The organism is Pseudomonas palleroniana, assembly GCF_022836895.1.
GTDB classification, from domain to species: Bacteria; Pseudomonadota; Gammaproteobacteria; order Pseudomonadales; family Pseudomonadaceae; genus Aquipseudomonas; species Aquipseudomonas palleroniana.
Genome location: NZ_CP092411.1, coordinates 4,570,849 through 4,595,073, shown reverse-complemented (window position 1 = coordinate 4,595,073; position 24,225 = coordinate 4,570,849). Strand labels below are relative to the sequence as shown.

Here is a 24,225-nt window from a genome sequence, read left to right as displayed (position 1 = left end):
TTTTTGTCCTCCATACAAGTCGGCGAACCCCGGTTAGACTTACCTGTCGATATCCGCAGTGCCCGGCCCGTCGTCGTTCAAGGAAGCCCCATGTATTCAAGCCGTCTGATCCTGTGCCTCACTACCTCATTGGTACTGGCCGGTTGTTCCACCACGCGCAACCCGCAACAGCCGCAGCGCAGCGAGGCCGATGTGAAGGCCCAGATTGTGCGGCTGCTGCCGGCGTCGGTGCCGGACCGCGGCGGTTGGGCTCAGGATATCTACACCGCCTTCGACACCCAGAAGATCTACCCCAGCACCGAAAACATCTGCGCCGTGCTGGCGGTCACCGAGCAGGAGTCCACTTACCAGGTCGACCCTGCGGTGCCGAACATGGGCAAGATCGCTCAGGATGAGATCCTGCGGCGGGCCGGCAAGGTCCATGTGCCGGCGTTCGTGATACGCACCACGCTGCAGTTGCGCTCGCCCACCGGCAAGTCCTACGCCGAACGCCTGAGCGCCGCACGCACGGAGAAGGACCTGAGCGGGATCTTCGACGATTTCATCAGCATGGTGCCGCTGGGAAATACGCTGTTCGGCGGCTTCAACCCGGTACACACCGCCGGCCCGATGCAGGTGAGCATCGACTTTGCGCAGCAACATGCGCGGGGTTATCCCTACACGGTGGATGGCACGATTCGCCGGGAAGTCTTCACCCGACGCGGCGGCATGTATTTCGGCATTACCCATTTGCTGGGTTACCCGGTGAACTACGACCAGCCGCTGTACCGTTTTGCCGACTTCAATGCCGGCTGGTATGCCAGCCGCAACGCCGCGTTCCAGGCCGCCGTCAGTCGTGTCACCGGCACCGAGCTGGTGTTGGATGGCGACTTGATTCGTTACGGCTCATTACTGCCGGGTACCACCGAGCTGGCGGTGCGTTCGCTGGGTTCGAAACTGGATATGCGTAACCCGAGTATCCGCAGCCAGCTCGAGCAGGGCGAGCAGCTGGATTTTGAAGACACCACGCTCTACAAACGCGTGTTCGCCCTGGCCGACAAGGCTGCCGGCAAGCCGATGCCGCGCGCGATCCTGCCGGGCATCGTGCTGAAAAGCCCGAAGATCACGCGCAACCTGACCACGGCGTGGTTCGCCCAACGAGTGGACGAGCGATATCAGCGTTGTATGAAGCGTTGATCAAGTGCGTCGTTTGACAAACCGGCGCCACAACCCCACCCACAGCCATACCACCGGGAACGCCAGGATCACAAACGGCAATACATAGCTGGCGCGCTCCAAGGCGTCCGCCGTGCCGTTCATCAGGTTGTCGCCCAGGTTGCTGAACATTCGGCTGAAGCGCGATTGCTGGTTCGCACCGTCGCTGGAGCGGAAGTTGAGGGTGACGCGGTTGGTATCGAGGCGACGCTGTTGGCCGGCCGCGAGCTGGGCCAGTTCCTGAAGTTCGTTCTCAATGGACGCCTGTTCCTTGCTCAGTGCAATCAGGTCGCTGACGGTGATGTCCTTGCGTTTGGCCAGATCATCCAGGCGCTGCTGCTGGGCTTGCAGACGCTGTTGGCGACGCTTTACGTCATTGACGGCGTCGGCCAGGTCCTCGGCGGTGGTGATGCGCTGGCCGAGTTTGCCGCCTTCGGCCGCCATCGCGACCATCGGTTCCACGCCGGTAGGCGCTATGCGCAAGATGATCTCGCCGCCGTCGCCATCTTCGGTGATGCCCAGGATGTTGCAGGCACCAAAGCGCGCGGTTTCACAGGCTTCGCGGGTGGCTTGCATGCGTGGTGCGAGCAGAGCGCCGGGCAGGGCCAGGGTCAGCTCGTGTTCGTAGGCCAACTGCGCACCGGCCCGACCCTGTTCGCCGTTGATTACCGTGGCGCGGGGGTGGTCCTTGGGCGAACAGCCGGTCAAGACCAGCCCGGCCAGTAACAGCATGAAAAACGGGCGAGATTTGCCGTCCAGATGGCGCATTGCAGTTCCTTGGGATGTACAGCGGAATTGGACGGCGATTAAACCGGGTCTGGCGGATTAACGCAAAGCATCAGAGGGGATATGTGTGGTTGATGGTGATGGCCCTCACGGCGGCCCTCGAGTACACCTCAAACCTTACTCCAAGGACGAATTCACCATGAATGTTCATGCCGTGCCCGAAGGTTTTGTTTCGCTGCCGCGCAGCAGCCCCCTCCTTGATTTGCTGGGTCCTGCTTATGGCCGGGGTGAGGGGCTGCACCTTGAAATTGGTCTGCGTGCGGATAACCGCCACGCCAACGGGCGCGGCACGGTGCATGGCGGCGTGCTGGCGACCTTGGCGGATGTCGGCATGGGGTATGCGATGGCGTTTTCCAGTGAGCCGCCGTTGCCGTTGATTACGGCCAGCATGACATTGGACTACTTGGGGACGGTGCGGGTGGGGGATTGGATTGTGGTGCGACTGGAGCACCATAAACGCGGTCGGCAACTGGCGTTTGCCACGGTGAGCCTGCAGGTGGGAGATCGGGTGGTGGCTCGGGCGAATGCGGTGTTTGCGGTGCCACAACCTGACAGCTGACTCAGATCAACTGTGGGAGGGTGTTTTTCTGACGCGGCCGCCAAAAAGAAAAGGCCCGGTTTGCGTGGAACCTGGCCTTTTCCGTAGTGCGCGTTGAATCAGTTGCGTTCGAGGGCGAGGGCTACGCCTTGGCCGCCACCGATGCACAGCGTCGCCAAGCCTTTCTTTGCATCACGCTTGATCATTTCATGCAGCAGGGTGACCAGCACGCGGCAGCCGGACGCACCGATCGGATGGCCGATGGCAATGGCACCGCCGTTGACGTTGACCTTGTCAGCGTCCCACTCCAGCTCTTTACCCACCGCCAAAGACTGCGCGGCGAAAGCCTCGTTGGCTTCGATCAGGTCCAGGTCACTCAGTTGCCAACCGGCTTTGTCCAGGCAGCGGCGTGTCGCCGAGACCGGGCCGATGCCCATGATGGCCGGGTCGACGCCGGCATTGGCGTAGCTGGCAATGCGCGCCAATACGGGCAGGCCGAGGGCGCGGGCTTTATCGGCGCTCATCAGCAGCACGGCAGCGGCGCCGTCATTGAGGCTGGAAGCGTTGCCGGCGGTGACGCTGCCGTCTTTCTTGAACGCAGGTTTGAGCTTGGCCAGGGATTCGGCGGTGGTGCCGGCACGAGGTTGTTCATCCACGGCGAAGGCGACGGGGTCGCCTTTGCGCTGGGGGATCAGGACTGGCGTGATCTCATCGACAAAGCGCCCGGCCTCGATGGCGGCGACGGCCTTTTGTTGCGAGGCGGCGGCGAAGCTATCCTGGGCCTCACGGCTGATACCGTACTTGTCCACCAGGTTTTCGGCGGTGATACCCATGTGGTAGTCGTTGAACGCATCCCACAGGCCATCGGTGATCATGCTATCGATCATCTTGGCGTGGCCCATGCGCAAACCGGTGCGCGCGCCAGGCAAGACGTACGGCGCCAGGCTCATGTTCTCCATGCCACCGGCAATGATCACCTCGGCGTCACCGCAACGGATGGCTTGGGCGCCCAGGTGCAGGGCCTTGAGGCCCGAACCGCAGACCTTGTTCAGCGTCAGGCTGGGCACCGCGTGGGGCAAGCCGGCCAGGATCGAGGCCTGGCGCGCCGGGTTCTGGCCGGAGCCTGCGGTCAGTACCTGGCCGAGGATCACTTCATCCACCTGGGCCGGGTCCAGGCCGGTCTGCTCCAGCAGGCGGCGGATCACGGCAGCGCCCAGTTCCGGTGCCGGAATGCTGGCCAGTGAACCCTGGAAGCTGCCCACGGCGGTGCGGGTGGCAGCAACAATCACGACGTCTTGCATGGAATCTGTCCTCACTGGAAGTGCATTTCTGGAACGTGGTCCGGGACAATCAGTTTACCGGCGGTCTTGCTCACAATCTCCTCGACGCTGACGCCAGGTGCGCGTTCCTTGAGGACAAAAGCGCCATTTTCGATTTCCAGGTAGGCCAGGTCCGTCAGTACACGCTTGATGCAGTTCGCGCCGGTCAGCGGCAGGCTGCATTGGCTGAGCAGCTTGGACTCACCGTCCTTGGACGCGTGGGTCATGATCACGATGATGTTTTCCGCTCCGGCCACCAGGTCCATGGCACCGCCCATGCCTTTGACCAGCTTGCCGGGGATCATCCACGAGGCGATGTTGCCTTGCACGTCCACTTCAAACGCACCGAGCACGGTCAGGTCGACATGGCCGCCGCGAATCATCGCGAAAGACTCGGCGGAGGAGAAGATCGAGGCGCCGATACGCGCGGTCACGGTCTGCTTGCCGGCATTGATCATGTCGGCATCGATGGTGTCTTCGGTCGGAAACGGGCCCATGCCCAGCAGACCGTTTTCCGACTGCAGCATCACTTCCATGCCTTCGGGAATGTAGTTGGCCACCAGGGTCGGAATGCCGATGCCGAGGTTGACGTAGAAACCGTCCTGCATTTCGCGGGCGACGCGTTGAGCCATTTGTTCGCGGGTAAGAGCCATGTTTTTTTCCTCTTATTGTCTGGGCTGGAGGCGGATTATTTGCGGACGGTGCGCTGTTCGATGCGCTTCTCGAAGGTGCCGCAGATGATCCGGTCGACGTAGATGCCAGGGGTGTGGATCTGCGCCGGGTCCAGCTCGCCCGGTTCGACGATTTCCTCGACTTCGACCACGGTGATCTTGCCCGCAGTAGCGGCCAGCGGGTTGAAGTTCTGAGCGGTGTGACGATAGATGACGTTGCCGAAGTGGTCGGCTTTCCAGCCTTTGACGATGGCGAAGTCACCGGTGATGGACTCTTCCATCAGGTAGGGGCGACCGTTGAATTCGCGGGTTTCCTTGCCTTCTGCAACCGGAGTGCCGACACCGGTTGCCGTGAAGAAGGCCGGAATGCCGGCGCCGCCGGCGCGCATTTTTTCCGCCAGGGTGCCTTGGGGGGTCAATATCACTTCGATTTCGCCGCTGAGCAGCTGCTTCTCGAACAGTGCGTTTTCACCGACGTACGAGGCGATCACCTTGCTGATCTGCTTTTCTTCCAACAGCACCCCCAGGCCAAAACCATCCACGCCGCAGTTGTTGGAAACCACGGTCAGGTTGCGGGTGCCTTTGCGCTTGATCTCGGCAATCAGGTTTTCCGGAATGCCACACAGGCCAAAACCACCGGACAACACGGTCATGCCGTCTTCCAGGCCTGCCAGGGCTTCTTCATAGGACGCCACGCGTTTATCGAAACCTGCCATACGCACCTCTTTTATTGTTTGTGGGCCAGCCAATGAACCGAGTGTTGCGCCGAAGCATTGATTTGTTAAGTTGTTTTTTAAGGTTGATTGATTTAAAAAACAGCATAGTCGCCTGGCCGTTCGGAGTCGCCTCATGACCGTTAAACAGATGCGTGCCTTTCTCGCCGTGGCCCAGAGCCTGAGTTTTGCCGCGGCCTGCGAGCGTCTGCACCTTTCCCAATCGGCGCTGAGCCTGACCATCAAGGGCCTGGAAGAGGGATTGGGCGGACGCTTGTTCAGCCGCAATACCCGTAACGTCGCGCTCACCCCTGAAGGTGAATCGCTGTTGCCGCTGGCGCGTCGGCTGATCGCCGACTGGGACAATGCCGAGGATGAACTACGCCAGCGCTTCACTTTGCAGCGCGGGCGCGTGACGGTGGCGGCGATGCCATCGTTCGCGGGCAACCTGTTACCGCCGATTCTCAAGATATTCCGCGAACGTTACCCCCAAGTGAACGTGACGGTGCACGACCTGATCAACGAGCAGGTACTGGAGATGGTGCGCGACCGGCAGGTGGAATTGGGAGTGGCGTTCGAGCCCTCCGAGGCTTCTTCGCTGGCATTTACGCCGCTGTACCTGGACCGGTTCATCGCGGTGGTGCCGGGCGATTCACCCTTGGCCGAGCGCGTCGAAATCGACTGGAAAACCCTGTTGGCGCAACCGTTCATTACCTTGCAACGGCCATCCACGGTGCGGGTCATGCTGGAGGAGCACCTCGGCGCCCTGCAGATGAAGCTGCCGGTGGCTCTGGAAAGCCATCAGTTAGCCACGGTGGGCAAGATGGTTGCCAGTGGATTGGGCGTCAGCGCTGTCCCCGCTTTATGTGCGCGGCAGATGGAGGAAGCGGGTGCCCACTGCATCACCTTGAGTGATCCGGTGATCGAAAGGCCCATTGGCGTGCTGACCAAGCCGGGGCATGAACTTTCGGCTGCGGCGCAGGTATTGTTTGATATCTTCAGGGATGAAGCGGGGAAGGGCAGGTTTCCAACTTTCTAAGTACGGCCACTATAAATATGGGAGCTGGCTGGCCAGCTCCCATACAAGGGTGAGTACTACTTGTCAGTTAGTAGTAGCGGTCGATCACTTTAACTTGTGAGTTGTCTTTGAAAGACGCCCACGCATTGTTAAGTGTGTCGAACACCTGCTCGATAAAGTTGCGATCAGCTGCAGCCTTCTTGCCGACATAACCCTGGCCGCGGCGGTACATCTTCAGGCGCGCCGCCAGTTCACGGTTATTGCGGTCGAACTCGGCTTCTTCGGTGTGGGGCGCCAGGCAGTCGATTTTCACTTCGCCCGATTTACCTACCCACAGGATATGGTCGTCGAGTGTGTCTTTCTGCGCTGCGAACATTTCAGCCAATTCATTGATAGTTGGTTGGTTGTTCAGATTCATGTGTAAGCCCCTTGACCAGTTGGCGATCTATCAGTTGATTCACGTTAGTTGTCTCCGGTTCCGAAAACCGGGCGTCAGCGACTGTCTGCCGAATACGGGCAGGGTCTTGAACCTGATGCATGTAGTCTTGCTGATGAACTGCTACGCAATGGTTTCATAACGAAGACAAGCAGCGTTTGAGCTCCTTGTACCGAGCCTTGCGGGCCGGTCAGCTTCATCAATCTGCCTTGTGGGCAGTGCACATCCGGAAAAAACAGCTCGGCGGTCAGACGAGCTTGTTCAAAACACGGGTTACCGACGCTCCCGATCCGGGAGACGTCTAGATCATGCAAGGACAAAAACGTTACGTCAACGGTTATGTAGTGATTATTTTAAAGCACTACATAAACTGCTGTAGGGACGGGGGCCTGCCGTAAAACGTGACTTGAGCGTCATTTATTGGAAGACAGGTCGAGGTCAAAAGTGGCTATGTAGTGAGCGGGGCAAGCCCGCTCACTACAGGCATTTCAGTCGTTCGGCCAGCAGGGGTAGCAGCCGCTCGCAGGATGCTTCGATCTTCATCTGTAAAAGGTCGTCTGCGCGGGTCTTGCCCAGGTTGATGGCAATCACCGGCTTGCCTTGCTCGATCATCGCTTTGCACAGGCGAAACGCTGAATAGGCCATCAGTGAGGAACCCACCACCAGCAAGCCTTCGGCGTGCGCCACCGCAGCCATTGCCTTGGCTGCCGTGGCTTGGGCGACATTCTCGCCAAAAAACACCACGTCCGGTTTCAACCGTTGCCCCTTGCAATGGGGGCAGTGGGGGACCTGGAAGCGTTCTTCAAAGGCGGGGTCGAGCAATGTATCGCCGTCGGGCGCTTGTACGGCATCGACACCCGCCAGGTACGGGTTCTGGCTTTCCATCACCCGTTGGATCAGATCGCGCTCGCTGCGCTGCTGGCAGTCCAGGCACAGCACCCGGTGCAGGCTGCCGTGCAGTTCGATCACATCATGACTGCCGGCCTGATCATGCAGCGTGTCGACGTTTTGCGTGATCAAGCCGCTGATTTGTTCGCGGCGTTGTAACGCGGCCAGTGCCAGATGCGCCTTGTTTGGTTGCGCAATGCGCACCCGTGGCCAGCCCAACATGGCGCGAGCCCAGTAACGACGCCGCGCCTGCGGGGTGGCCAGGAACTCCTGATACATCATGGGTGCCTTGCCCCGGCGCACGCCCTCGCTGTCGCGATAATCGGGAATGCCCGACGACGTGCTGATCCCTGCACCGGTCAGTACCAGAAAGCGCCGTTCGGTCATGGCCTGGTGCAGGGTGTCGAGGTGGTCTTCCTGATGTTCCAGCGTATCCAGCATGGGTTCCCCTATTCGCCGCGGATGTACTGCTCCAATTGCTTGATAAGGTCAGCCTGGCTGGCGATGGCTTCCTTCACCAGGTCTCCGATGGACAGCAGGCCCAGCAGTTGACCGTTTTCGACCACGGGCAGGTGACGAAGGTGGCCGTCGGTCATGATGTTCATGCACTCATCGACCTTTTTGTGAGTGTCGACGGTTATCACCGGAGAACTCATCACCTCATGAACCTTGGTCGTGACTGACGATAGCCCCTTGAGCATGATTTTGCGTGCGTAATCCCGTTCGCTGATGATCCCTACCACTACGCCTTCCTTGACCACCGGCAAGGCCCCGACGTTTTTCTCCGACATACGAACCAGGGCTTCAAATACGGTGTGGTCATGTTGGATGGTATGGACGTCCTGGTTTTTCTGGTCCTTGGCTTTAAGCACTTCTGCAACGGTTTTCATGGCGGCCACTCCGGTGTTGTTGTTAGGAAGTCAGGGTCCTCCTACAGAATCCTAGACGGGCCACGGGGCCGCAAGGTCCAAAGCGGCGTTAAACCTGTCGAAAAGCGTCATTCGCTGGATTTTTTTGACGGTTACCCGCTGTTTGCAGGTTTTTTCCCCCGCCTTGGGGTGGTAGCGGCCTTGCGGGGTGCGCTTTTTCGTTTCTTTTTCCATGGGGGAGCACTTTCGCCGCCAGGGCTTGCCGGGCCTGTGATGGTCATGCGCATGCCGTTGCAGCGAGCCACTTGCTTGCTCATCCAGGCCGCTTGTTTGGCGACGAATTCTTCCAGGCTCATTTCTCCGCTCTGCACCATGTCCAGCGCCTGTTCCCAAATGGCGGTAGTGCCGGGGTCGGCGATGGCGCGGGGCACTGCGTCGATCAGGCTGAATGCCGCCGGGGTGGCGCAGAGCGCCTTGCCGTTTTTCACCAGGTACCCACGGTCCAACAGCCCCTGGATGATCCCGGCGCGAGTGGCTTCGGTGCCGATACCGGTAGTGTCCTTGAGCTTTTGCTTGAGCAGCGGGTCTTCCACCAGCTTGGCGACGTTTTTCATCGCCTTGATCAGGTCGCCTTCGGTGAAGGGTTTGGGGGGCTGGGTCCACAGGTCTTTCAGATTGACCTTGGCTACGCTGCAGTCCTGACCTTGCACCAATGTCGGCAGAGCCTGCGGGGCCGGCGCCTCGCGGCCTTTGGCGGGCGCCAGCGCTTCGGGCAAGGCGCGCTTCCATCCCGGCTCGATGATCACTTTACCGACGGCGCGCAACGCCTGGCCTGCACAGTCAAAGTCCGCCTGGGTGCGATCGTACTCGTGGTTGGGCAGGAACTGCGCCAGGTAGCGCGCGCGAACCAGGGTGTAAACGGCGCGGTGTTTGCCGGTCAGTTGCGTGACATCCTTGCCGGCCCCCGTGGGAATGATGCCGTGGTGCGCGCTGACCTTGGCGTCGTTCCAGGCCCGTGAGCGGCGCTGCGGATCGACATGGGGCATCAGTTCATTCAGCGTCGCGTCCGCCCGCGCCAGTGCCGCAAGAATGTTCGACGCTTCGTGATGCTGGCTCAGCGGCAGGTAGCCGCAATCACTGCGCGGGTAGGTGATGACCTTGTGGGTTTCGTACAGCGACTGGGCGATGTCCAGGGTTTCCTGGGCGCCGAGGCCGAGCTTCTTCGAGCAGATTTCCTGCAGGGTGCCCAGGTCGAAGGGCAGGGGGGCCACCTCGCGCATGCGCTCGGTACGCAACTTCATCAATCGCGCGGTGGCGGCGTGGCTCATGGCGTCGGCCGCCTCCCGAGCCAGCTGTGGGTTGAGGCAACGACCCTGGTCGTCGCAGGCATCTTCGCCTGCACGCCATTGGGCGGTGAAGGTCATGCGCTCGTGGCGCAGGTCGACATCGATGGCCCAGTAGGCCACCGGCACGAAGTCGGCGATGCTGCGGTCGCGGTCCACCACCAGGCGCAAGGTTGGCGTCTGTACCCGGCCTACCGGCAATACGCCCTGATAACCGGATTGGCGCCCGAGCAGGGTGAACAAGCGACTCATGTTCATACCGATCAGCCAGTCGGCGCGTGAACGGCCGAGGGCCGAGTGATACAGGCTGAAGGTTTCAGTGCCAGGCTTGAGTGCGGCCAGGGCCTTGCGAATGGAGGCGTCATCCAGCGCCGACAGCCACAACCGCTGGATGGGCCCGCGATAGCGGCAATGCTCTACCAGTTCACGGGCGATCATTTCACCCTCGCGGTCGGCGTCGGTGGCAATCACCAACTCCTGGGCTTCCCCCAGCAGACGCTTGACCGCCTTGAACTGGCTGGCGGTCTTGGGCTTGACCAGCATCTTCCACTTCTGCGGGACGATCGGCAGGTCGGCCAGTACCCAGCGTTTGTATTTGGCGTCGTAGGCATCCGGCGGGGCGGTTTCCAGCAGGTGGCCGATGCACCAGGTGACTGTGACCCCATTGCCCAGCCAGCACCCGTCGCCGCGCCGGCTGGCGCCGAGCACGGCCGCGATATCTTTGGCCTGGGAGGGTTTTTCACAGAGGTACAGCCGCATGGTCATCACATCAGATCGGGTTGATGCCTTGCAGGATGCGCAGTTGGAGGGTTTTGATCAACTGTTATCTGTATGGATGTACAGCGAAATGTGAGGGGGGCTTGTTTGCGATGGCGGTGCTTCAGTCACAAGTGCATTGACTGAGCGACCGCTATCGGGAGCAAGCCCCCTCCCACAAGGGATCAGCAGAGCGGATCAGTTGTTATCGATATCCACATGTCGCGTTTCCTTGAGGCAGAACAACCCCACGATCAAGCTCACCCCGGTGACCACTACCGGGTACCACAAGCCGTAGAAGATATCGCCGGTGTACACCACCAGTGCAAACGACACTGTCGGCAGGAACCCGCCGAACCAGCCGTTACCGATATGGTAGGGCAGCGACATCGAGGTATAGCGGATCCGCGTCGGGAACAGCTCGACCATCAACGCCGCCAGCGGCCCGTAGCACATGGCGGCAATCAGGATCAGCGCCACGATCAACACCACCACCATCACCTTGTTGACCTGGGCCACATCCGCCGATGTCGGGTAGCCGGCCAAGGTCACCGCGCCACGCAGGGCGGCTTCGTCGAAACCGTCGATGCGCACATCGCCCACGCTGACCTGCACCGGGCTGCCTGTCGGGGCGGCGGCGCTGTGGTACGGCAGGCCCTGTTTGACCAGGAAGGTCTTGACCTTGTCGCACGGGCTGTCAAAACGCGCCTTGCCCACTGGATCGAACTGGAAGGTGCAGGTGGCAGGGTCTGCCAAGACGGTGATCGGTGCCTGGCGGCTGGCCTGGTCCATCGCCGGGTTGGTGTAATGGGCCAATCCCTTGAAGATCGGGAAGTACAGCACGGTCGCCAGCAGCAGGCCGAGCATCAACACCGGTTTGCGGCCCAGCTTGTCCGACAGCCAGCCGAACAGGATAAAGAACGGCGCGCCAATCACCACACTGATGATCAGCAGCATATTGGCCAGGGCCGGGTCCATCTTCAAAAATTGGGTGAGGAAGAACAAGACATAGAATTGTGCCGCGTAAAAGGTCACCGCCTGGCCGCCGTTGATGCTGAACAGGGCGATCAACACCACCTTGAGGTTTTCCCATTTGCCGAAGGATTCGCGGATCGGCGATCGGCTGGCCTTGCCTTCCTCTTTCATTTTGAGGAACGCGGGCGATTCATGCAGGCTCATGCGAATCCAGGTGGAAATGCCCAGCAGCACGATGGAGAACAGGAACGGGACACGCCAGCCCCACACCTCGAACTGGTCGCCGGTGAAGTAACGGCAGGCCAGCACCACCAGCAGTGACAACAACAGGCCAATGGTGGCGGTGGACTGAATCCAGCTGGTGTGCAAACCGCGTTTGCCGGCGGGGGCATGTTCGGCCACGTAGGTGGCCGCGCCGCCGTACTCACCGCCCAGTGCCAGGCCCTGCAGCATGCGCAATACGATCAGGATGATCGGCGCGGCGATGCCGATGCTGGCGTAGTTGGGCAATAAGCCGACGCAAAAGGTCGCCACGCCCATCAGGATGATGGTGACCAGGAACGTGTATTTGCGCCCGATCATGTCCCCCAGGCGGCCGAATACCAGGGCGCCGAACGGCCGCACCACAAAGCCGGCAGCAAAGGCCATCAACGCGAAGATAAACGCGGTGGTGTCGTTGACCCCGGCAAAGAACTGTTTGCTGATTACCGCCGCCAGGGCGCCGTAGAGAAAAAAGTCATACCACTCGAACACCGTGCCCAGGGATGAGGCGAAGATGACTTTCTTTGAGTCGTTGCTGGTGCTCGCGTCGATTACCGAGCCCAGGGGTTGCGCATGTTCTGACATCGGGTAGCCCTCACAGTGATTATTTATTGTTGTTCCACTGTCGGCGCCGGGGGCGGCGCCGCTATTGCTTCATTCATTGCCTCTTTAAGCCGGATGCGCTGCGTTTTCGTTGACGTTCTTCGCGAGCAAGCTCGCTTCTACAGTATTGGGCGACAAGATGAGCTGCGCCGCTTTCTCAGCGATCATCAAGGTCGGTGAGCAGGTGTTGCCGGAAGTGATGCGCGGCATGATCGACGCATCGGCGATGCGCAGGCCGGGTACGCCATGCACCCGCAGTTGCGCGTCGACCACCGCGTCCTTGTCATCGCCCATGCGGCAGGTGCCCACCGGATGGAAGATCGTGGTGCCGATCCGCGCGGCGGCTTCGTGCAGTTGCTCTTCGGTTTGCAGTGCGTCACCGGGCAGGTATTCCACCGGCTTGAACTGGCTCAGCGCCGGCGCGGCAACAATCCGCCGAGTCAGGCGGATCGCGTCGGCGGCCACTCGCAGGTCTTCCGGATGGCTGAGGTAGTTGGGCCGGATCAATGGGGCATCTGCCGGGTTGGCCGAACGGATATCGATGCGGCCACGGCTGTGTGGGCGCAGGTCGCAGACCGACGCGGTAAAGGCCGGGAACCCGTGCAACGGCTCGCCAAAACGCTCCAGTGACAGCGGCTGCACATGGTATTCAAGGTTGGCCGAAGTCTGCTCGGGGCCGGAGCGGGCAAACGCGCCGAGCTGGCTGGGCGCCATCGACAACGGGCCACTGCGGTCATACAGGTAGCGCAGGCCCATGCCCATCTTGCCCCACACCGAGCCTGCGATCTGGTTCAGGGTGCGTGCGTTTTCCAGTTTGTAGATCAGGCGCAACTGCAAGTGGTCCTGCAGGTTGCCGCCCACCCCCGGCAGATCATGCAGCACATTGATGCCCAATGGCCTGAGCACGTTGGAAGGACCTATCCCCGAGCGCTGCAGAATACCCGGGGAGCCCACGGAGCCGGCGCACAGCACGATCTCCTGGCGCGCCTTCCAGCCGACCTGCTGGCCATGCTGACGGCCGAGGACGCTGGTTGCCCGGCCGTTTTCCAGCAATACGCGGTCGACTTCCACCTCGGTCAACACAGTCAGGTTGGGCCGCTGGCGAATCGGCTTGAGAAACGCCTTCGCCGCATTCCAGCGTACGCCGGCCTTCTGGTTGACCTGGAAGTAACCGCAGCCTTCGTTATCGCCCTGGTTGAAATCGCTGAGCGCTGCGATGCCGCTTTGCGCGGCCGCGTCGCGGAACGCGTCGAGGATCGGCCAGTGCAGACGCTGTTGATCGACGCGCCACTCGCCGCCATCGCCGTGAAATGCAGAGCTGCCGGCAAAATGGTTTTCGCTCTGCTTGAACAGCGGCAGTACATCTTTCCAGGCCCAACCCGGATTGCCCGCCGCCGCCCAGCCGTCGTAGTCCTTGGCCTGGCCGCGCATGTAGATCATGCCGTTGATGGACGAGCAACCGCCCAGCACCTTGCCCCGTGGATAGCTCAGCGCACGGCCCTGCAGGCCCTCCTGGGCTTCGGTCTTGAAGCACCAGTCGGTGCGCGGGTTACCGATGCAGAACAGGTAGCCGACGGGGATATGGATCCAGGGGTAGTTGTCGCGGCCGCCGGCTTCGAGCAGCAGCACACGGTGGGCGGGGTTGGCCGACAGTCGATTGGCCAGCAGGCAGCCGGCCGGGCCGGCGCCCACTATCACGTAATCGTATTGAGCAGTTGCACTGGGCATCTCGGGTCTCGCTTGTTTTTCTTATTGGCTTCATCCTAGTTGTTAGTTTTCGTCTTAAAAATGTTAGTTTTTACCCAGCTGCTGTGCGTTTTTAAACAGCGTGCATGGGACTTGCGCAACGGAGGCGATATGTTCGACTGGAACGACCTGCGGTATTTTCTGGAGTTGCAGCGCAGTGGCCGCCTGCTCACCGCCGCGCAACGCTTGAAAACCACCCACGCCACCGTCGCTCGGCATATCGAAGCCATCGAGAAAAGCCTCGGCACGGCGCTGTTCGTGCAGCACGCCCAGGGCTACGAACTGACGCCCGCGGGCGAAGCGTTGCTCAAGCATGCCGAGGCCATGGAAAACGTCGCATTGCTGGCCGAAGACGAGCTCACTCATTCAGCCGCGCCCCTGGGCAAGATCCGCCTGGGGGTGGCCGAAGGGTTGGGGGTGATGTTCCTCGCCGGCCGCATGGGCGGGCTGTTCGAGCGGTATCCGGGGTTGGAAGTGGAACTGGTGGCGGTGCCGCGCTTCGTCAGCATCCTCAACCGTGAAGCGGAAATCAGCATTCACCTCGAACGCCCCAGCGTCGACCAACTCGTCACGCGCAAACTCACCGATTACCGCCTCGCGCTCTACGCCAGCCGCGCCTACCTGGAGCGTCACCCGCCGATCGAAAAGCGTGAAGACCTCGCCACCCATTCCTGGATCGATTACGTGGATGACCTGCTGTTCAGCCAGGAACTGAAATTCCTCAGCAGCTTCTGCCGAAACCCTAAAGTGGTCTTCCACAGCACCAGCGTGATTGCCCAGCACCAGGCTGCGCGTTCGGGGTTGGGCATCGCGGTACTGCCGTGCTTCATGGCGGCGGGGGATGCGGATCTGGTGGCGTTGTTGCCGGGGGAGAGTATTCAGCGCAGTTACTGGATCAGCTCGAGGCGGGAGTTGCACAAATCCGTGAGGTTGCGGGTGTTGTGGGATTACGTCGTGGAGTTGTGCGCACGGGAGCAAGCGTTGCTGCTCAACGAGCCTGACTGAATAAACCGGATTAAAAATGTGGGAGGGGGCTTGCTCCCGATAGCGATGGCTCAGTCACAGATGTATTGACTGACCGGCTGCTATCGGGAGCAAGCCCCCTCCCACAATTGGACGGTGTTGCGTCAGGGTGACCTTAAAGCTTCACCACCTGATGCACCTGCTCGGCACACGCGCGCGCATTCTCAATCATCGTGCCAAACGCCTCGCTGGCAATCTCATCGTGGGCCAGCCAGCGCTTTTTCTGGCTCAAGCGGTAGTGGTAGCGCAGTTCGCCATCCTTGAGGGTTCCGTCGAGGTCCAGGTCGTACCAGGGCGAGCGCACTTGGCATCCGGGGATGGCTTTTTCCATCTGCCCGCCGCTGAGGGTGATGGTGTAGTCATTGGTTTCGGGGTTGCCCAGGTACAGTTCAGCCTGTTGTCCGTGGCGGCGATAGTTGATGAAGCTGTCCCAGCGATCTTTCAAGGATGCATCGCTGTAGACGTAATCGTTCGCCAGTTTTTCCAGGGCATGCTGGTCGTTCAAGGTGGCTTTGACGGTATAGCCATCGTGCATGACGAAGGCGGTGGGCTCGCGGGTGATGTGGCAGTCGCTGATCTCGTTGCCGAAGTTGGCGCAGATGTTCTGGTCGGTGGCAGTGGCGCCTTGCTGGCGGTCGGCGACGCTCAGTTGCATCAGCGGCAGGCGGCTGAAGGTGATGGTGGCCTGGGTCGCGCCGTTGCCCTGTTTGTCGAAGTGGACTTTTTTATCCAGGAGCAGGGTGGTTTCGGGGCGTTCCAGCGGGATGTGTTCTTCGCGTACCTGGCCCTGGGCATCGTTGACCAGTACCCAGCGGTCCTGGATGTCCGGCATCACCTGGCCGGGCGCAAACACCGGGTTGGTCGGGTCGAGCCACCACACCTGGTCATCCACTTCGGCACGCACGATGGCGTGGTTCGGGGCGAGGGTGCCGGGGATCAGCAAGGACTCGACCACATCGCCACGGCTGACCCAGGCCGTCTCGGCCTTGATGCCACTGGCCTTGAGCATGGCGGTCAGCAGAATCGCCAGGTCTTTGCAGTCGCCATAACCATGCTGCTCGATTTCCGCCAGGTTGAACGGCACGTAGCCGCGTTCGGTGGCGCGCCAGTCGCCCAGGTAGCGGTAGTGGTCGTTGATGTGTTGCATCAGTGCGGCGACTTGTTCGGCCGGTGCCAGGCCGCGTGCGGCGACTACGGCGGCGGCACTTTGCGTGGGCAGGCTGGCCCCAAGGATCTGGTTGTAACGTTGGGCGAAATCGCCGAAATACGCCTGGCGATCCAGTGCGCTGCCCACCTCCAGGCGCGGGATGCGCAACAGGGCGGCGTTGGCGGATTCGTTGATGTAGTTCAGGTAGGCGGGGGCTGTTTGCACTACGTCCAGAGTCTTGCCGTTGGCCGAGGGCGTCACCTTGAAACCTTCGAACAATTCACTGCGCCATTCGATCGGCCGCTCGGCGGTAAAGCGCGCCTTGAAGTGGTCGCGCCGTGTCGCGCTGGGACCGAACTTGAGCGCGTAGTGAAACTGGGTCATCAGCGGTTTCGCGGGGTTGTGTTCGCGCACGGTCAGGCGGATCTGTGTGCCAACGCGCAAGTTGGGGAAGGCCAGGGAGGTCTGCTTGTCGCGGCTGAAACCCTGGTCCGGGTTGGGCGCGGTGCGTGTGTCGATCTGTGCGGCACCCAGTGCTACCGGCTTCGCGCCGGGTTGGGTGGATTGCGCGCTGATCACTTCAAAGGTGTCGCCTTCGGAGTAATCGAAGTCGATGCGCGAAAGCATTTCGCGGCCGTTGGGCTTGAGGATGGTGTAGTGGTAGGTGGTGGTGCAGTCGGTGCTGGCGTCGCGGTTGAAGTGGCAGTGCAGTTCGGTGTCGCTGGCCAGCGGGGCTTCGGCCATGGGTTGCAACGCAGCGTAGGTGGACTGGGCAGCGAGGCCCAGGCTGAGGGCAAGCAACGGGCGGTGAAACGGAAAACGGTACAAACGGGACATTGGCGCCTCGGGTGACACATTGAAACAACTACCCGATGGGTAGTGAGAAGGCGGCGAATGATAATGGATCGCAACAATAAAGGCCAGGATTGTTCGACAATATATTGGCTGTAAGGCCCGAGATAGAGCCTTTTCTATGATTTATGTCAGGGGTTCAGCAGTTCGAATTCGGCGCTAGCAAGCTTTTCGCCATTGATCAAGACATGTACCGCGTGTTTGCCGGGGTAGTGCTTGCGCGTGGTCAGCTCGCGGATATGTTGTTCACGACGGATGCTCTGACGCTCGCCTGCGCCGAGGGTAAATGCCTTGAGCTTGAACACCTTGGCCGCGCTGTGACCGGCGCTTTTGACGTAATCGATGGCGTAGTCCACCACCAGCTTTTGCGCAGCGGCGGCGGTGGATTCCAGGCTGAAAGACAGGTTGATGCGTTCCCCCAGGCGGATCACGGCCGGTGTGACGCAAAGGTGATGAATCTTCACCTCGGCTTTGTCGCCCGCGCCCATGATCGTCAGCGCGCGGCTGTTACCTTGCTTGATCAGGCTGCGCAGTGCGTGACGGGCGATCCAGGCGGTGTGCGGGTTATCCAGGGACCAGCCTTCGATCAGGGTGAGCACCCAGTCCGGGTGGTCCTTGGTGATGTCGTTGAGGTGGTTGGCCACCGATTTGCGCACGTACAGGCTGCTGTCGGCCTTGAGGTTGTCGAGGATCACCGCGCACAGCTCGGGGTTGGCTTGCACTTGACCCAGGCGAAAGGACCAGGGCAGGCGAGGGCGCGAACCTTCGCTGGCGAGGCGACGCACGTGTTCATTGGCATCCAGCGACCAGGTCCGCATCACCGCCAGGGTGCGTTCGAAGTCGTCCAGCAGGAACTGGCGGATAGCGAATTCGGCTGAACCAAAGGTGGTGAAGTATTTGAGCGCGGCCATGGAGCGCTCGAAGTCGTCACGCCCGTAACTGGCCACGTAGTGCGGCAGGAACAGGCTGACGAACCCGCTGTTCAGGCGCGGGGCCAGCGCATAAAGCAGCTTGAGGGTGTGCGGGTAATCCAGTGGGATGACCGCATGCAGGCTTTCACTGACCCGCGCCATGCGCTGCATCACCGACAACTCGGCAAGCCCCGCCTTGGCGCGCTTGAGGAAGCCCTTGGCGTCGAAATCCGGGTACACCGCCGTCATCTCGGTGGCGATGTGTTGCAGGCGTTCGAGGTTGAAGATTTCCTTGAGGGCCGGGGCGCTTTGTTCGGTCATCGGTGAGTCCATGCAGGGTGGGGGCGGTTCAGAGAAACCAGCGGTATTCCCGTGCCGCGATCTCTTGGTGGAAGGCCAAGTGATCCTGGCGTTTGTTTTCGCAATACACGTCGACGAATTCGCCGCCCAGCTTATCGCGCAATACCGGTTGGTGCTGCATGGCACGCACGGCGTCGAGCATTTCCAGGGGGAAGTCGGCGCCGCTGGTGCGGTCTTCGTTGAGCGGTGCGATGGGTTCGCGTTTGGCTTCAAGGCCATGCTCCAAACCGGCGAGGATGGCGGCCAGCACCAGATACGGGTTGGCATCGGCACTGGCCAGGCGATGCTCGATGCGCAGGTTGCGTGGGTCGGACTCGGGGATGCGCACACAGGCGTCACGGTCCTCAAAACCCCAACTGGCGCGGGTCGCCGCGTTGACCGTACCGCCCAGGCGGCGGAAGGCGTTGTGGTTGGGCGAGAAAATCGGCATGCAGTGCGGCAACAACTCCAGGCAACCGGCCACGGCATGGCGCAGCGGTTGTTGCTGGTGCGCCGCCAGCAGGTTGTTGCCCGCCGCGTCATACAGGCTCACATGGACGTGCATGCCACTGCCGGGATATTGCAGATAGGGCTTGGCCATGAAACTGGCGCGGTAACCGTGCTTGAGCGCCACGCCACGGGTGCTGCGGCAGAACAGGGCGGCCCAGTCGGCGGCGCGCAGGCCGTCGTCCAGATGGCCGAAGTTGATCTCGAACTGGCCGGGGCCGAGCTCGGCGGTGATCACTGTGATGTCGATGCCTTGGTCCTTGGCGGTCTGTGCCATGTCGTCCAGTACCTCGCTGAAGCGCGACAGGCGTTCGATATGCAGGTTGGGCTGGTCATCGGCGTCGTCGCTCAGCGCGTCGCGGGCAAATTGCGGCAGGCCGTTGTCGAGTTGCTTGTCGAACAAATAGAACTCCAGTTCGAACGCCACTACCGGGTGGATGCCCTTGTGTTGCAGGCGTTCCAGCACTTTGGCCAGCACTTCACGGGGTTCGAATTCGATGGGCACTTCGGTGCCGTCGGAGGTGATCAGCATTTGGCCCAGTGGCTGTTTTTCCCAGGTCACGGGTTTGAGCGTACCCGGCACCAGGCGGCGGTTGGCATCCGGGTCGCCGTCGTTGAAGCAGTAATCACCAATCTTGAACAACCCACCCTGAACCCCCAGCAGCACGGCGTTTTGCGGCAGCTTCAAGGGGCTGCCGGCGGCGACCTTTTCCAGCATCTCCACGGGGTAGCGTTTGCCGTAGAAGTGCCCGGGGATATCCAGGGCAATCAGGTCGACATAACGTACGTCGGGGTGGTTCTGGCGAAAGGTCCGGACTTCGGCCAGCAACGTCGAGCAATGGCTTTTCACGGGTGCAGCTCCTAGTTGTAAACCCACAGTACGCGGGCGGGCAGATCGGTCAGGTTGGCGTAGCGACAGTGGGCGAAACTGGCCAGGTGGAAGCTGTCGCCGGGGCCCAGGGTGACCGACTCGGCTTCGCCCTCCACCCACAGCGTCAATTGACCCTCCAGCACGAAGCCGGCCTGCTCGGCGCGGTCGCTCATGGTTTGTTCGCCGCTGTTGGCACCGGGTGCCAGCAGGCTGTCGAGCATCGAGAAGGCGCCGTTCATGCTGGGCGAAACCAGAATGTCGGTGATGCCATTGGCGTAATACACCGTGCGCCGCTCGTTGGGCCGGGTGACCCAATCCACCGCCTTGGGTTTGGGCAGGCTGTAGAAGTAAGTGGTGGGCACGTCGAGGGCGTGGCTGATGGCGGTCAGGTCAGCCACGGTCGGTCGCGACAGGCCACGTTCGACCTGGGACAGAAAACCCACCGAACGCTCGATTTTTTGCGCGAGTTGGGCCAGGGTAAGTTTCTTGTGCTTGCGCAGGTCGTGGATGAGGGTGGCCAGGACGGCAAGTTCTTCTTGTTGGTTCATGAAATTTATGTCGAATAATTTCATGAAAAATTACAGGATTTATTTCATGCGAGCAATGAGGACGACGTTGGAAGCGCTTTTGTTCCAGTTGGAGCGGGAGCTGCAAGGCGGTGCCACCCGTTTGAATGCGGCGCGGCTGTCGCAGTTGCTGGCGGATGATTTCGTTGAATTTGGTGCCAGCGGCCATGTGTGGGGTAGCAAGGCTCAGGTGATTGCCGGGTTGCAGGATGAAGTGTTTTGCGAACGCCGGATGACTGAGTTTGCGCTCAACCTGCTGAGCAAGGGCGTTGCGCTGGTGACCTATCGCTGCCACCGGGAGGGCGTGGGCGATTCGCTACGCAGTTCGGTGTGGCGGGAGGAGGAAGGGCAGTGGCGGATGGTGTTTCATCAGGGCACACCCGCTGCGGACCTATAATCGCCGATTGCCGGTTGAATGTTCAGACCGGTAGGCGGTCGTAACCTGGGTACGCATCATTCATTGAAGGAGTTTCCATGAAGTCAAAAGCCCTCGTTGCCTGCCTGCTGCTCACCGCCGGCCTGTCCACTGCCAGCTTCGTCGTGCAAGCCAATGATACTCCGCAGGAAACCGTGCAACCTTCAAGCATCAACGCCCGTGACTTGAAGGAAGGCGACCGTGCCCCGGATATCCTGATGCGCAAGGAATCGGCGATCAGCAATTGGAAAAAACACGGTCTCAAGCAGCCTGAAGCCGACAGCCAGTGGGCGCGGGTCGGCGATAAATTCGTGTTGCTCAAGACCACCAACGGCACCATTCTCGAGATCACTCCCGTTAAAAAATGACCTCCCGTAACACCCTGCTCTTGCGTTAAGGTAACCGGCCCGACGGACCGCGTTACCTTCAAAGAAAGAGAGCAGGATGCTTGCCACAATAAGAAACTACCCCCGCACGGTTAACCTGTTGCTGTCCGCCACATTGATGCTGACGTTGGCCAAGGCAATCACCTTTCCCTACCTGGTCATTTACCTCACCAGCCGCTTTGGCCTCGATATCTCCCAGGTTGGCCTGGTGATCGGCAGTTCGTTGATTGTCGGCTCGCTGCTCAGTGTCTACGGCGGCTTTCTGGTCGACCGCATCAACAGTTATCGCCTGCTGCTCGGCTTGAGCGCGCTGTTTGTACTGGGCTTTATCGGCACGGTGCTCGCGGGGAATATCTGGGCGTTCTACAGCTGCCTGATCCTGATCAACCTGGCCTACGCCGTGATCGATATTGCGGTGAAAGCCGGCTTCGCCAGCCTGTTGCCGGAAGACGCGCGCAGTGAAGTGTTTTCCATCAAGTACACCCTGACCAATATCGGTTATGCGATCGGGCCGGCGTTCGGGGCGGTAGTGGCCAAGCTGGATATCAGCCTGCCGTTTCTGCTGTCGGCGCTGTTGGGCGTCGGGTTTTTCCTGCTGTACTGGCGCTGGGGCGATCGCACGCTGACCAGCGTCGATGCCACGCAAAAACCCGTGCCGTTCATGGCCGTAGGCCGTGTGCTGCTGCGAGATCATCGCCTGGTGTGCTTTACCCTGGGCGGCGTCCTCAGTGCCGTTGTGTTCGGCCAATTCACCGCCTGGCTGTCGCAGTACCTGGTCACCACCACGACAGCGCAATACACCTACACCGTGATCAGCGCCGTGCTCACCACCAATGCCGTGGGGGTTATCGCCTTGCAGTACGTGATTGGCCGGCGCATCTCGCACCGCTACCTGGGCCAGTGGCTGGTCGCCGGCTTGGGCATGTTCATGTTGGGCTTGATCGGCTTTGCGCTGGCCACCAGCGTGGTGTGGTGGGTAGTGGCGATGGCGGTATTTACCGTGGGGGAAATCATCGTGTTCCCGGCCGAGTACATGTTTATCGACCGGATCGCCCCGGACCACTTGCGTGGCATGTATTACGGGGCGCAGAACCTGTCCAACCTGGGCGCCGCGCTGGGGCCGGTGCTGTGCGGGCTGGTATTGGCCAACCTGCCGGCCCACACCCTGTTCTACATGCTGGGGGCGTTCATTGTCGGCGGTGGAGTGTTCTATTTCATTGGGGCGTCGTTGAAGGCAAATCATCCAGCGTAAGCTTGCCCACGTTGTTGCTTTCCAGCTCGTAGCGTAGCTCTTCGACCATCTTGGCGACTTCTTGCGGGGTCTGCAGTCGGTTGGTGCTGATCCCGGTGACCACCAGGTCGACCCGGCCCGTTGCGGCGTCGAAGACCTTGAGAGTCAGGGATGCGTCCCGGCACAGGGTGAATTCGCAGGTCAGTGGCGACAGGCCTTCTTCGATGCAGTTTCGCAATTGAGAGACGGTAAACATGCGGGTTCCTTCATGGCATCAATACGATGCCTTGAAGGTTATGGCTTAGCCTGGGCCGCAATAAGGTGAGTTCGCACTAGTCGCACTAGTGCATTTGCACTTTCATGGCTTGTTTTTCAGGCGCAACTCACCGGCGAACAGCCCGCGTTCACGGGCCCAGACGATGGCGCCACTGCGGCTGTGCACCCCCAGTTTGGAATACACCGTGGCGACATGGTTACGCACGGTATTGGGCGCCAGTTTCAGGCGTGAGGCGATCTCCTTGTCGGCCAGCCCCTCGCAAATCAAACCCAGCACATCGCGCTCTCGAGCGGTGAGGTCGGTAAAGGCCACGTTCGGCAAATTGGGGCTCTTGACGCTCTTGGCGTTGGCGAGCTTCTCGATCAGGGTCTGGCTGAACCAGGACGCGTCCTGCATCACTTCCTCGATCGCCGCGACGAGTTCAAGCTCGGTGCGCTTGCGTTCGGTGATGTTCATCAGCACCAGCAGGTAGCAGGGCACGTCCTGGATGATCACGGTGTCGGCGGAGGCCACGCAGTCGATCACTTCATTGCCTTTCTTGCGCACCCTGATGTCCTGGCCTTCCAGCCGACCGGCTTTTTCCAGGTTGGCAAACAGTTGCTCACTCGCTTGAGGGTTGTCGATAAAGTCGATTTCCTCAATGGCTTTGCCAATCAATTCCTCACTGGTATAGCCGGTGATATCCATGAAGGCTTCATTGATATCCACGACCTGGCGGTTGTCCGCGCTGCACATCAGGGTGGGTACGGGCGTCAGTCGGAACGACTTGGCGAAGCGCTCTTCACTCTGGCGCAAGGCAATTTCCGCCTTGCGTCGTGGCTCCAGGTCCATGAACGAAAAGAGCATGCAGTCTTCTTCGTTCATGTCCAGCGGCTGGCCGGCGACGATCACCAGTTTGCTACCCCCTTCAGGCAGCCGCAATTCGGCCTGCATCTGCGGGATGGTCGAGCCTTCACCCAGACGCTGGATGGCCAGGTCCTTGCGCTCGGCCTGCTCCAGTACGTCCAGTTCATAGACGGATTTGCCGATGACCTGATCGCGGTTGTAGCCGGTCATCTCCAAAAAGCCCTGGTTGACCTTGATGTAGCGCAGGTCGCTCAAGCGGCAGATCACCGCCGGTGCCGGGTTGGCATTGAAGGTTTTTTCGAAGCGCTGCTCGGCGCTGGCCCATTCGGTGGCGTCGCTGAGGATCAGCACCAGCAGTTCGGGTTCATCGTGTGAGTCGGTGATGACCAGGCTGCGCAGGCGGTGTACCCAGGTTTTCTCCTCCTCTGCGCAGGGGGTGACTTCGACCATCACATCGCTGAACTCTTCGCCCGCCGCTGCACGAGCGAGGGGGTAGTTTTCCAGTTGCACCGGGTGGTTGTTGCGATAACGCAGGGCGAAGCGCTGCGCGTACTCCTGCGTGTTGGCGCCCAATGCTACGACTGACTCCACACCGTGCATGCGCAGTGCGGCTTCGTTGGCCCAGAGAATGGTCTGGTCGACTTCGGCCAGAATCACACCGTCGGACAGCCCGGAAATGATCTGCTGCAGTTGGCGACGGTTGGTTTCTTTGGCAAGAACGTCCCGGGTCATAGAATC

23 protein-coding genes are annotated in these 24,225 nt (G+C 60.7%); 7 read left to right on the top strand and 16 right to left on the bottom strand.

The features are described from left to right. The first annotated feature begins 90 nt into the window (after positions 1-90). Positions 91-1,176, top strand: coding sequence for a DUF1615 domain-containing protein (locus tag MJP36_RS20440; protein WP_244383902.1), 1,086 nt, complete (start codon positions 91-93; stop codon positions 1,174-1,176). Here the strand turns inward: MJP36_RS20440 and MJP36_RS20435 are convergent, their stop codons facing one another. Further along, on the bottom strand, positions 1,177-1,962 hold the full coding sequence (locus MJP36_RS20435) for a DUF4349 domain-containing protein (protein ID WP_244383901.1): 786 nt from the start codon (positions 1,960-1,962) through the stop codon (positions 1,177-1,179). It abuts the gene before it with no gap. 157 nt (positions 1,963-2,119) lie between these two features. On the opposite strand from MJP36_RS20435, the gene MJP36_RS20430 reads away from it, so the two are divergent. Further along, on the top strand, positions 2,120-2,539 hold the full coding sequence (locus MJP36_RS20430) for a PaaI family thioesterase (RefSeq protein WP_104993254.1): 420 nt from the start codon (positions 2,120-2,122) through the stop codon (positions 2,537-2,539). Positions 2,540-2,637: 98 nt separating this feature from the next. On the opposite strand, the gene MJP36_RS20425 is transcribed toward MJP36_RS20430, so the two are convergent. Genes MJP36_RS20425 through MJP36_RS20415 form a run of 3 tightly spaced genes read right to left on the bottom strand, consistent with a single transcriptional unit; the run spans position 2,638 to position 5,224 of the window. Continuing rightward, on the bottom strand, positions 2,638-3,819 hold the full coding sequence (locus MJP36_RS20425; RefSeq protein ID WP_161550142.1) for an acetyl-CoA C-acetyltransferase: 1,182 nt from the start codon (positions 3,817-3,819) through the stop codon (positions 2,638-2,640). Positions 3,820-3,830: 11 nt separating this feature from the next. Next, complete coding sequence (locus MJP36_RS20420; protein WP_065872325.1) at positions 3,831-4,490, bottom strand: CoA transferase subunit B; 660 nt, start codon at positions 4,488-4,490, stop codon at positions 3,831-3,833. A 35-nt stretch (positions 4,491-4,525) separates the two neighbouring features. Further along, positions 4,526-5,224, bottom strand: coding sequence for a CoA transferase subunit A (locus MJP36_RS20415; protein ID WP_090372081.1), 699 nt, complete (start codon positions 5,222-5,224; stop codon positions 4,526-4,528). A gap of 133 nt (positions 5,225-5,357) precedes the next feature. Here MJP36_RS20415 and MJP36_RS20410 point away from each other — a divergent pair, with 133 nt between their 5' ends. Beyond that, positions 5,358-6,260 (top strand): LysR family transcriptional regulator, encoded by a 903-nt coding sequence (locus MJP36_RS20410; protein WP_090372079.1) that lies wholly within the window; start codon positions 5,358-5,360, stop codon positions 6,258-6,260. A gap of 67 nt (positions 6,261-6,327) precedes the next feature. On the opposite strand, the gene MJP36_RS20405 is transcribed toward MJP36_RS20410, so the two are convergent. The 6 genes from MJP36_RS20405 to MJP36_RS20380 form a co-directional block, all read right to left on the bottom strand. After that, positions 6,328-6,657 carry a hypothetical protein gene (locus MJP36_RS20405; protein WP_060756451.1) on the bottom strand — a complete coding sequence of 110 codons (330 nt, stop codon included), beginning with the start codon at positions 6,655-6,657 and terminating at the stop codon, positions 6,328-6,330. A gap of 495 nt (positions 6,658-7,152) precedes the next feature. Next, positions 7,153-8,004, bottom strand: coding sequence for an NAD-dependent protein deacetylase (locus tag MJP36_RS20400; protein WP_244383900.1), 852 nt, complete (start codon positions 8,002-8,004; stop codon positions 7,153-7,155). An 8-nt stretch (positions 8,005-8,012) separates the two neighbouring features. After that, positions 8,013-8,453, bottom strand: a complete 441-nt coding sequence (locus tag MJP36_RS20395) for a CBS domain-containing protein (protein ID WP_244383899.1) — start codon at positions 8,451-8,453, stop codon at positions 8,013-8,015. Between the two features lie 131 nt (positions 8,454-8,584). Further along, positions 8,585-10,534 (bottom strand): DNA topoisomerase III, encoded by a 1,950-nt coding sequence (locus tag MJP36_RS20390; RefSeq protein WP_244383898.1) that lies wholly within the window; start codon positions 10,532-10,534, stop codon positions 8,585-8,587. Between the two features lie 195 nt (positions 10,535-10,729). Beyond that, positions 10,730-12,352 carry an MFS transporter gene (locus MJP36_RS20385; RefSeq protein ID WP_104993256.1) on the bottom strand — a complete coding sequence of 541 codons (1,623 nt, stop codon included), beginning with the start codon at positions 12,350-12,352 and terminating at the stop codon, positions 10,730-10,732. Between the two features lie 84 nt (positions 12,353-12,436). Further along, positions 12,437-14,098: a GMC family oxidoreductase gene (locus MJP36_RS20380; RefSeq protein WP_244383897.1), complete on the bottom strand. Its 1,662-nt coding sequence runs from the start codon at positions 14,096-14,098 to the stop codon at positions 12,437-12,439. A gap of 129 nt (positions 14,099-14,227) precedes the next feature. On the opposite strand from MJP36_RS20380, the gene MJP36_RS20375 reads away from it, so the two are divergent. Beyond that, positions 14,228-15,121, top strand: coding sequence for a LysR family transcriptional regulator (locus tag MJP36_RS20375; protein ID WP_060756446.1), 894 nt, complete (start codon positions 14,228-14,230; stop codon positions 15,119-15,121). A gap of 133 nt (positions 15,122-15,254) precedes the next feature. Here MJP36_RS20375 and MJP36_RS20370 read toward each other — a convergent pair whose 3' ends face one another. The 4 genes from MJP36_RS20370 to MJP36_RS20355 all read right to left on the bottom strand — a co-directional run bounded on the left by MJP36_RS20370 (position 15,255) and on the right by MJP36_RS20355 (position 20,314). Further along, positions 15,255-17,114: a DUF3857 domain-containing transglutaminase family protein gene (locus tag MJP36_RS20370; RefSeq protein WP_244385654.1), complete on the bottom strand. Its 1,860-nt coding sequence runs from the start codon at positions 17,112-17,114 to the stop codon at positions 15,255-15,257. A 155-nt stretch (positions 17,115-17,269) separates the two neighbouring features. Beyond that, positions 17,270-18,370, bottom strand: coding sequence for a DNA alkylation repair protein (locus MJP36_RS20365; protein ID WP_244383896.1), 1,101 nt, complete (start codon positions 18,368-18,370; stop codon positions 17,270-17,272). Positions 18,371-18,398: 28 nt separating this feature from the next. Then, entirely contained in the window at positions 18,399-19,745 is a 1,347-nt protein-coding gene (locus MJP36_RS20360) for a glutamine synthetase family protein (RefSeq protein WP_244383895.1), read from the bottom strand. 11 nt (positions 19,746-19,756) lie between these two features. After that, positions 19,757-20,314, bottom strand: coding sequence for a helix-turn-helix domain-containing protein (locus MJP36_RS20355; RefSeq protein WP_104993258.1), 558 nt, complete (start codon positions 20,312-20,314; stop codon positions 19,757-19,759). A 46-nt stretch (positions 20,315-20,360) separates the two neighbouring features. On the opposite strand from MJP36_RS20355, the gene MJP36_RS20350 reads away from it, so the two are divergent. From MJP36_RS20350 to MJP36_RS20340, 3 genes are all read left to right on the top strand, one after another. Then, positions 20,361-20,729 carry a nuclear transport factor 2 family protein gene (locus tag MJP36_RS20350; RefSeq protein ID WP_244383894.1) on the top strand — a complete coding sequence of 123 codons (369 nt, stop codon included), beginning with the start codon at positions 20,361-20,363 and terminating at the stop codon, positions 20,727-20,729. A gap of 77 nt (positions 20,730-20,806) precedes the next feature. Further along, positions 20,807-21,115: an RcnB family protein gene (locus MJP36_RS20345; RefSeq protein WP_060756441.1), complete on the top strand. Its 309-nt coding sequence runs from the start codon at positions 20,807-20,809 to the stop codon at positions 21,113-21,115. Between the two features lie 76 nt (positions 21,116-21,191). After that, positions 21,192-22,385, top strand: coding sequence for an MFS transporter (locus tag MJP36_RS20340; RefSeq protein WP_090372057.1), 1,194 nt, complete (start codon positions 21,192-21,194; stop codon positions 22,383-22,385). Here MJP36_RS20340 and MJP36_RS20335 read toward each other — a convergent pair. After that, positions 22,348-22,620, bottom strand: coding sequence for a DUF1652 domain-containing protein (locus MJP36_RS20335; protein WP_090372055.1), 273 nt, complete (start codon positions 22,618-22,620; stop codon positions 22,348-22,350). The two genes, MJP36_RS20340 and MJP36_RS20335, sit on opposite strands and share 38 nt — an antisense overlap. Before the next feature lie 102 nt (positions 22,621-22,722). Beyond that, positions 22,723-24,219: a PAS domain S-box protein gene (locus MJP36_RS20330; RefSeq protein WP_244383893.1), complete on the bottom strand. Its 1,497-nt coding sequence runs from the start codon at positions 24,217-24,219 to the stop codon at positions 22,723-22,725. Positions 24,220-24,225: the final 6 nt, after the last annotated feature.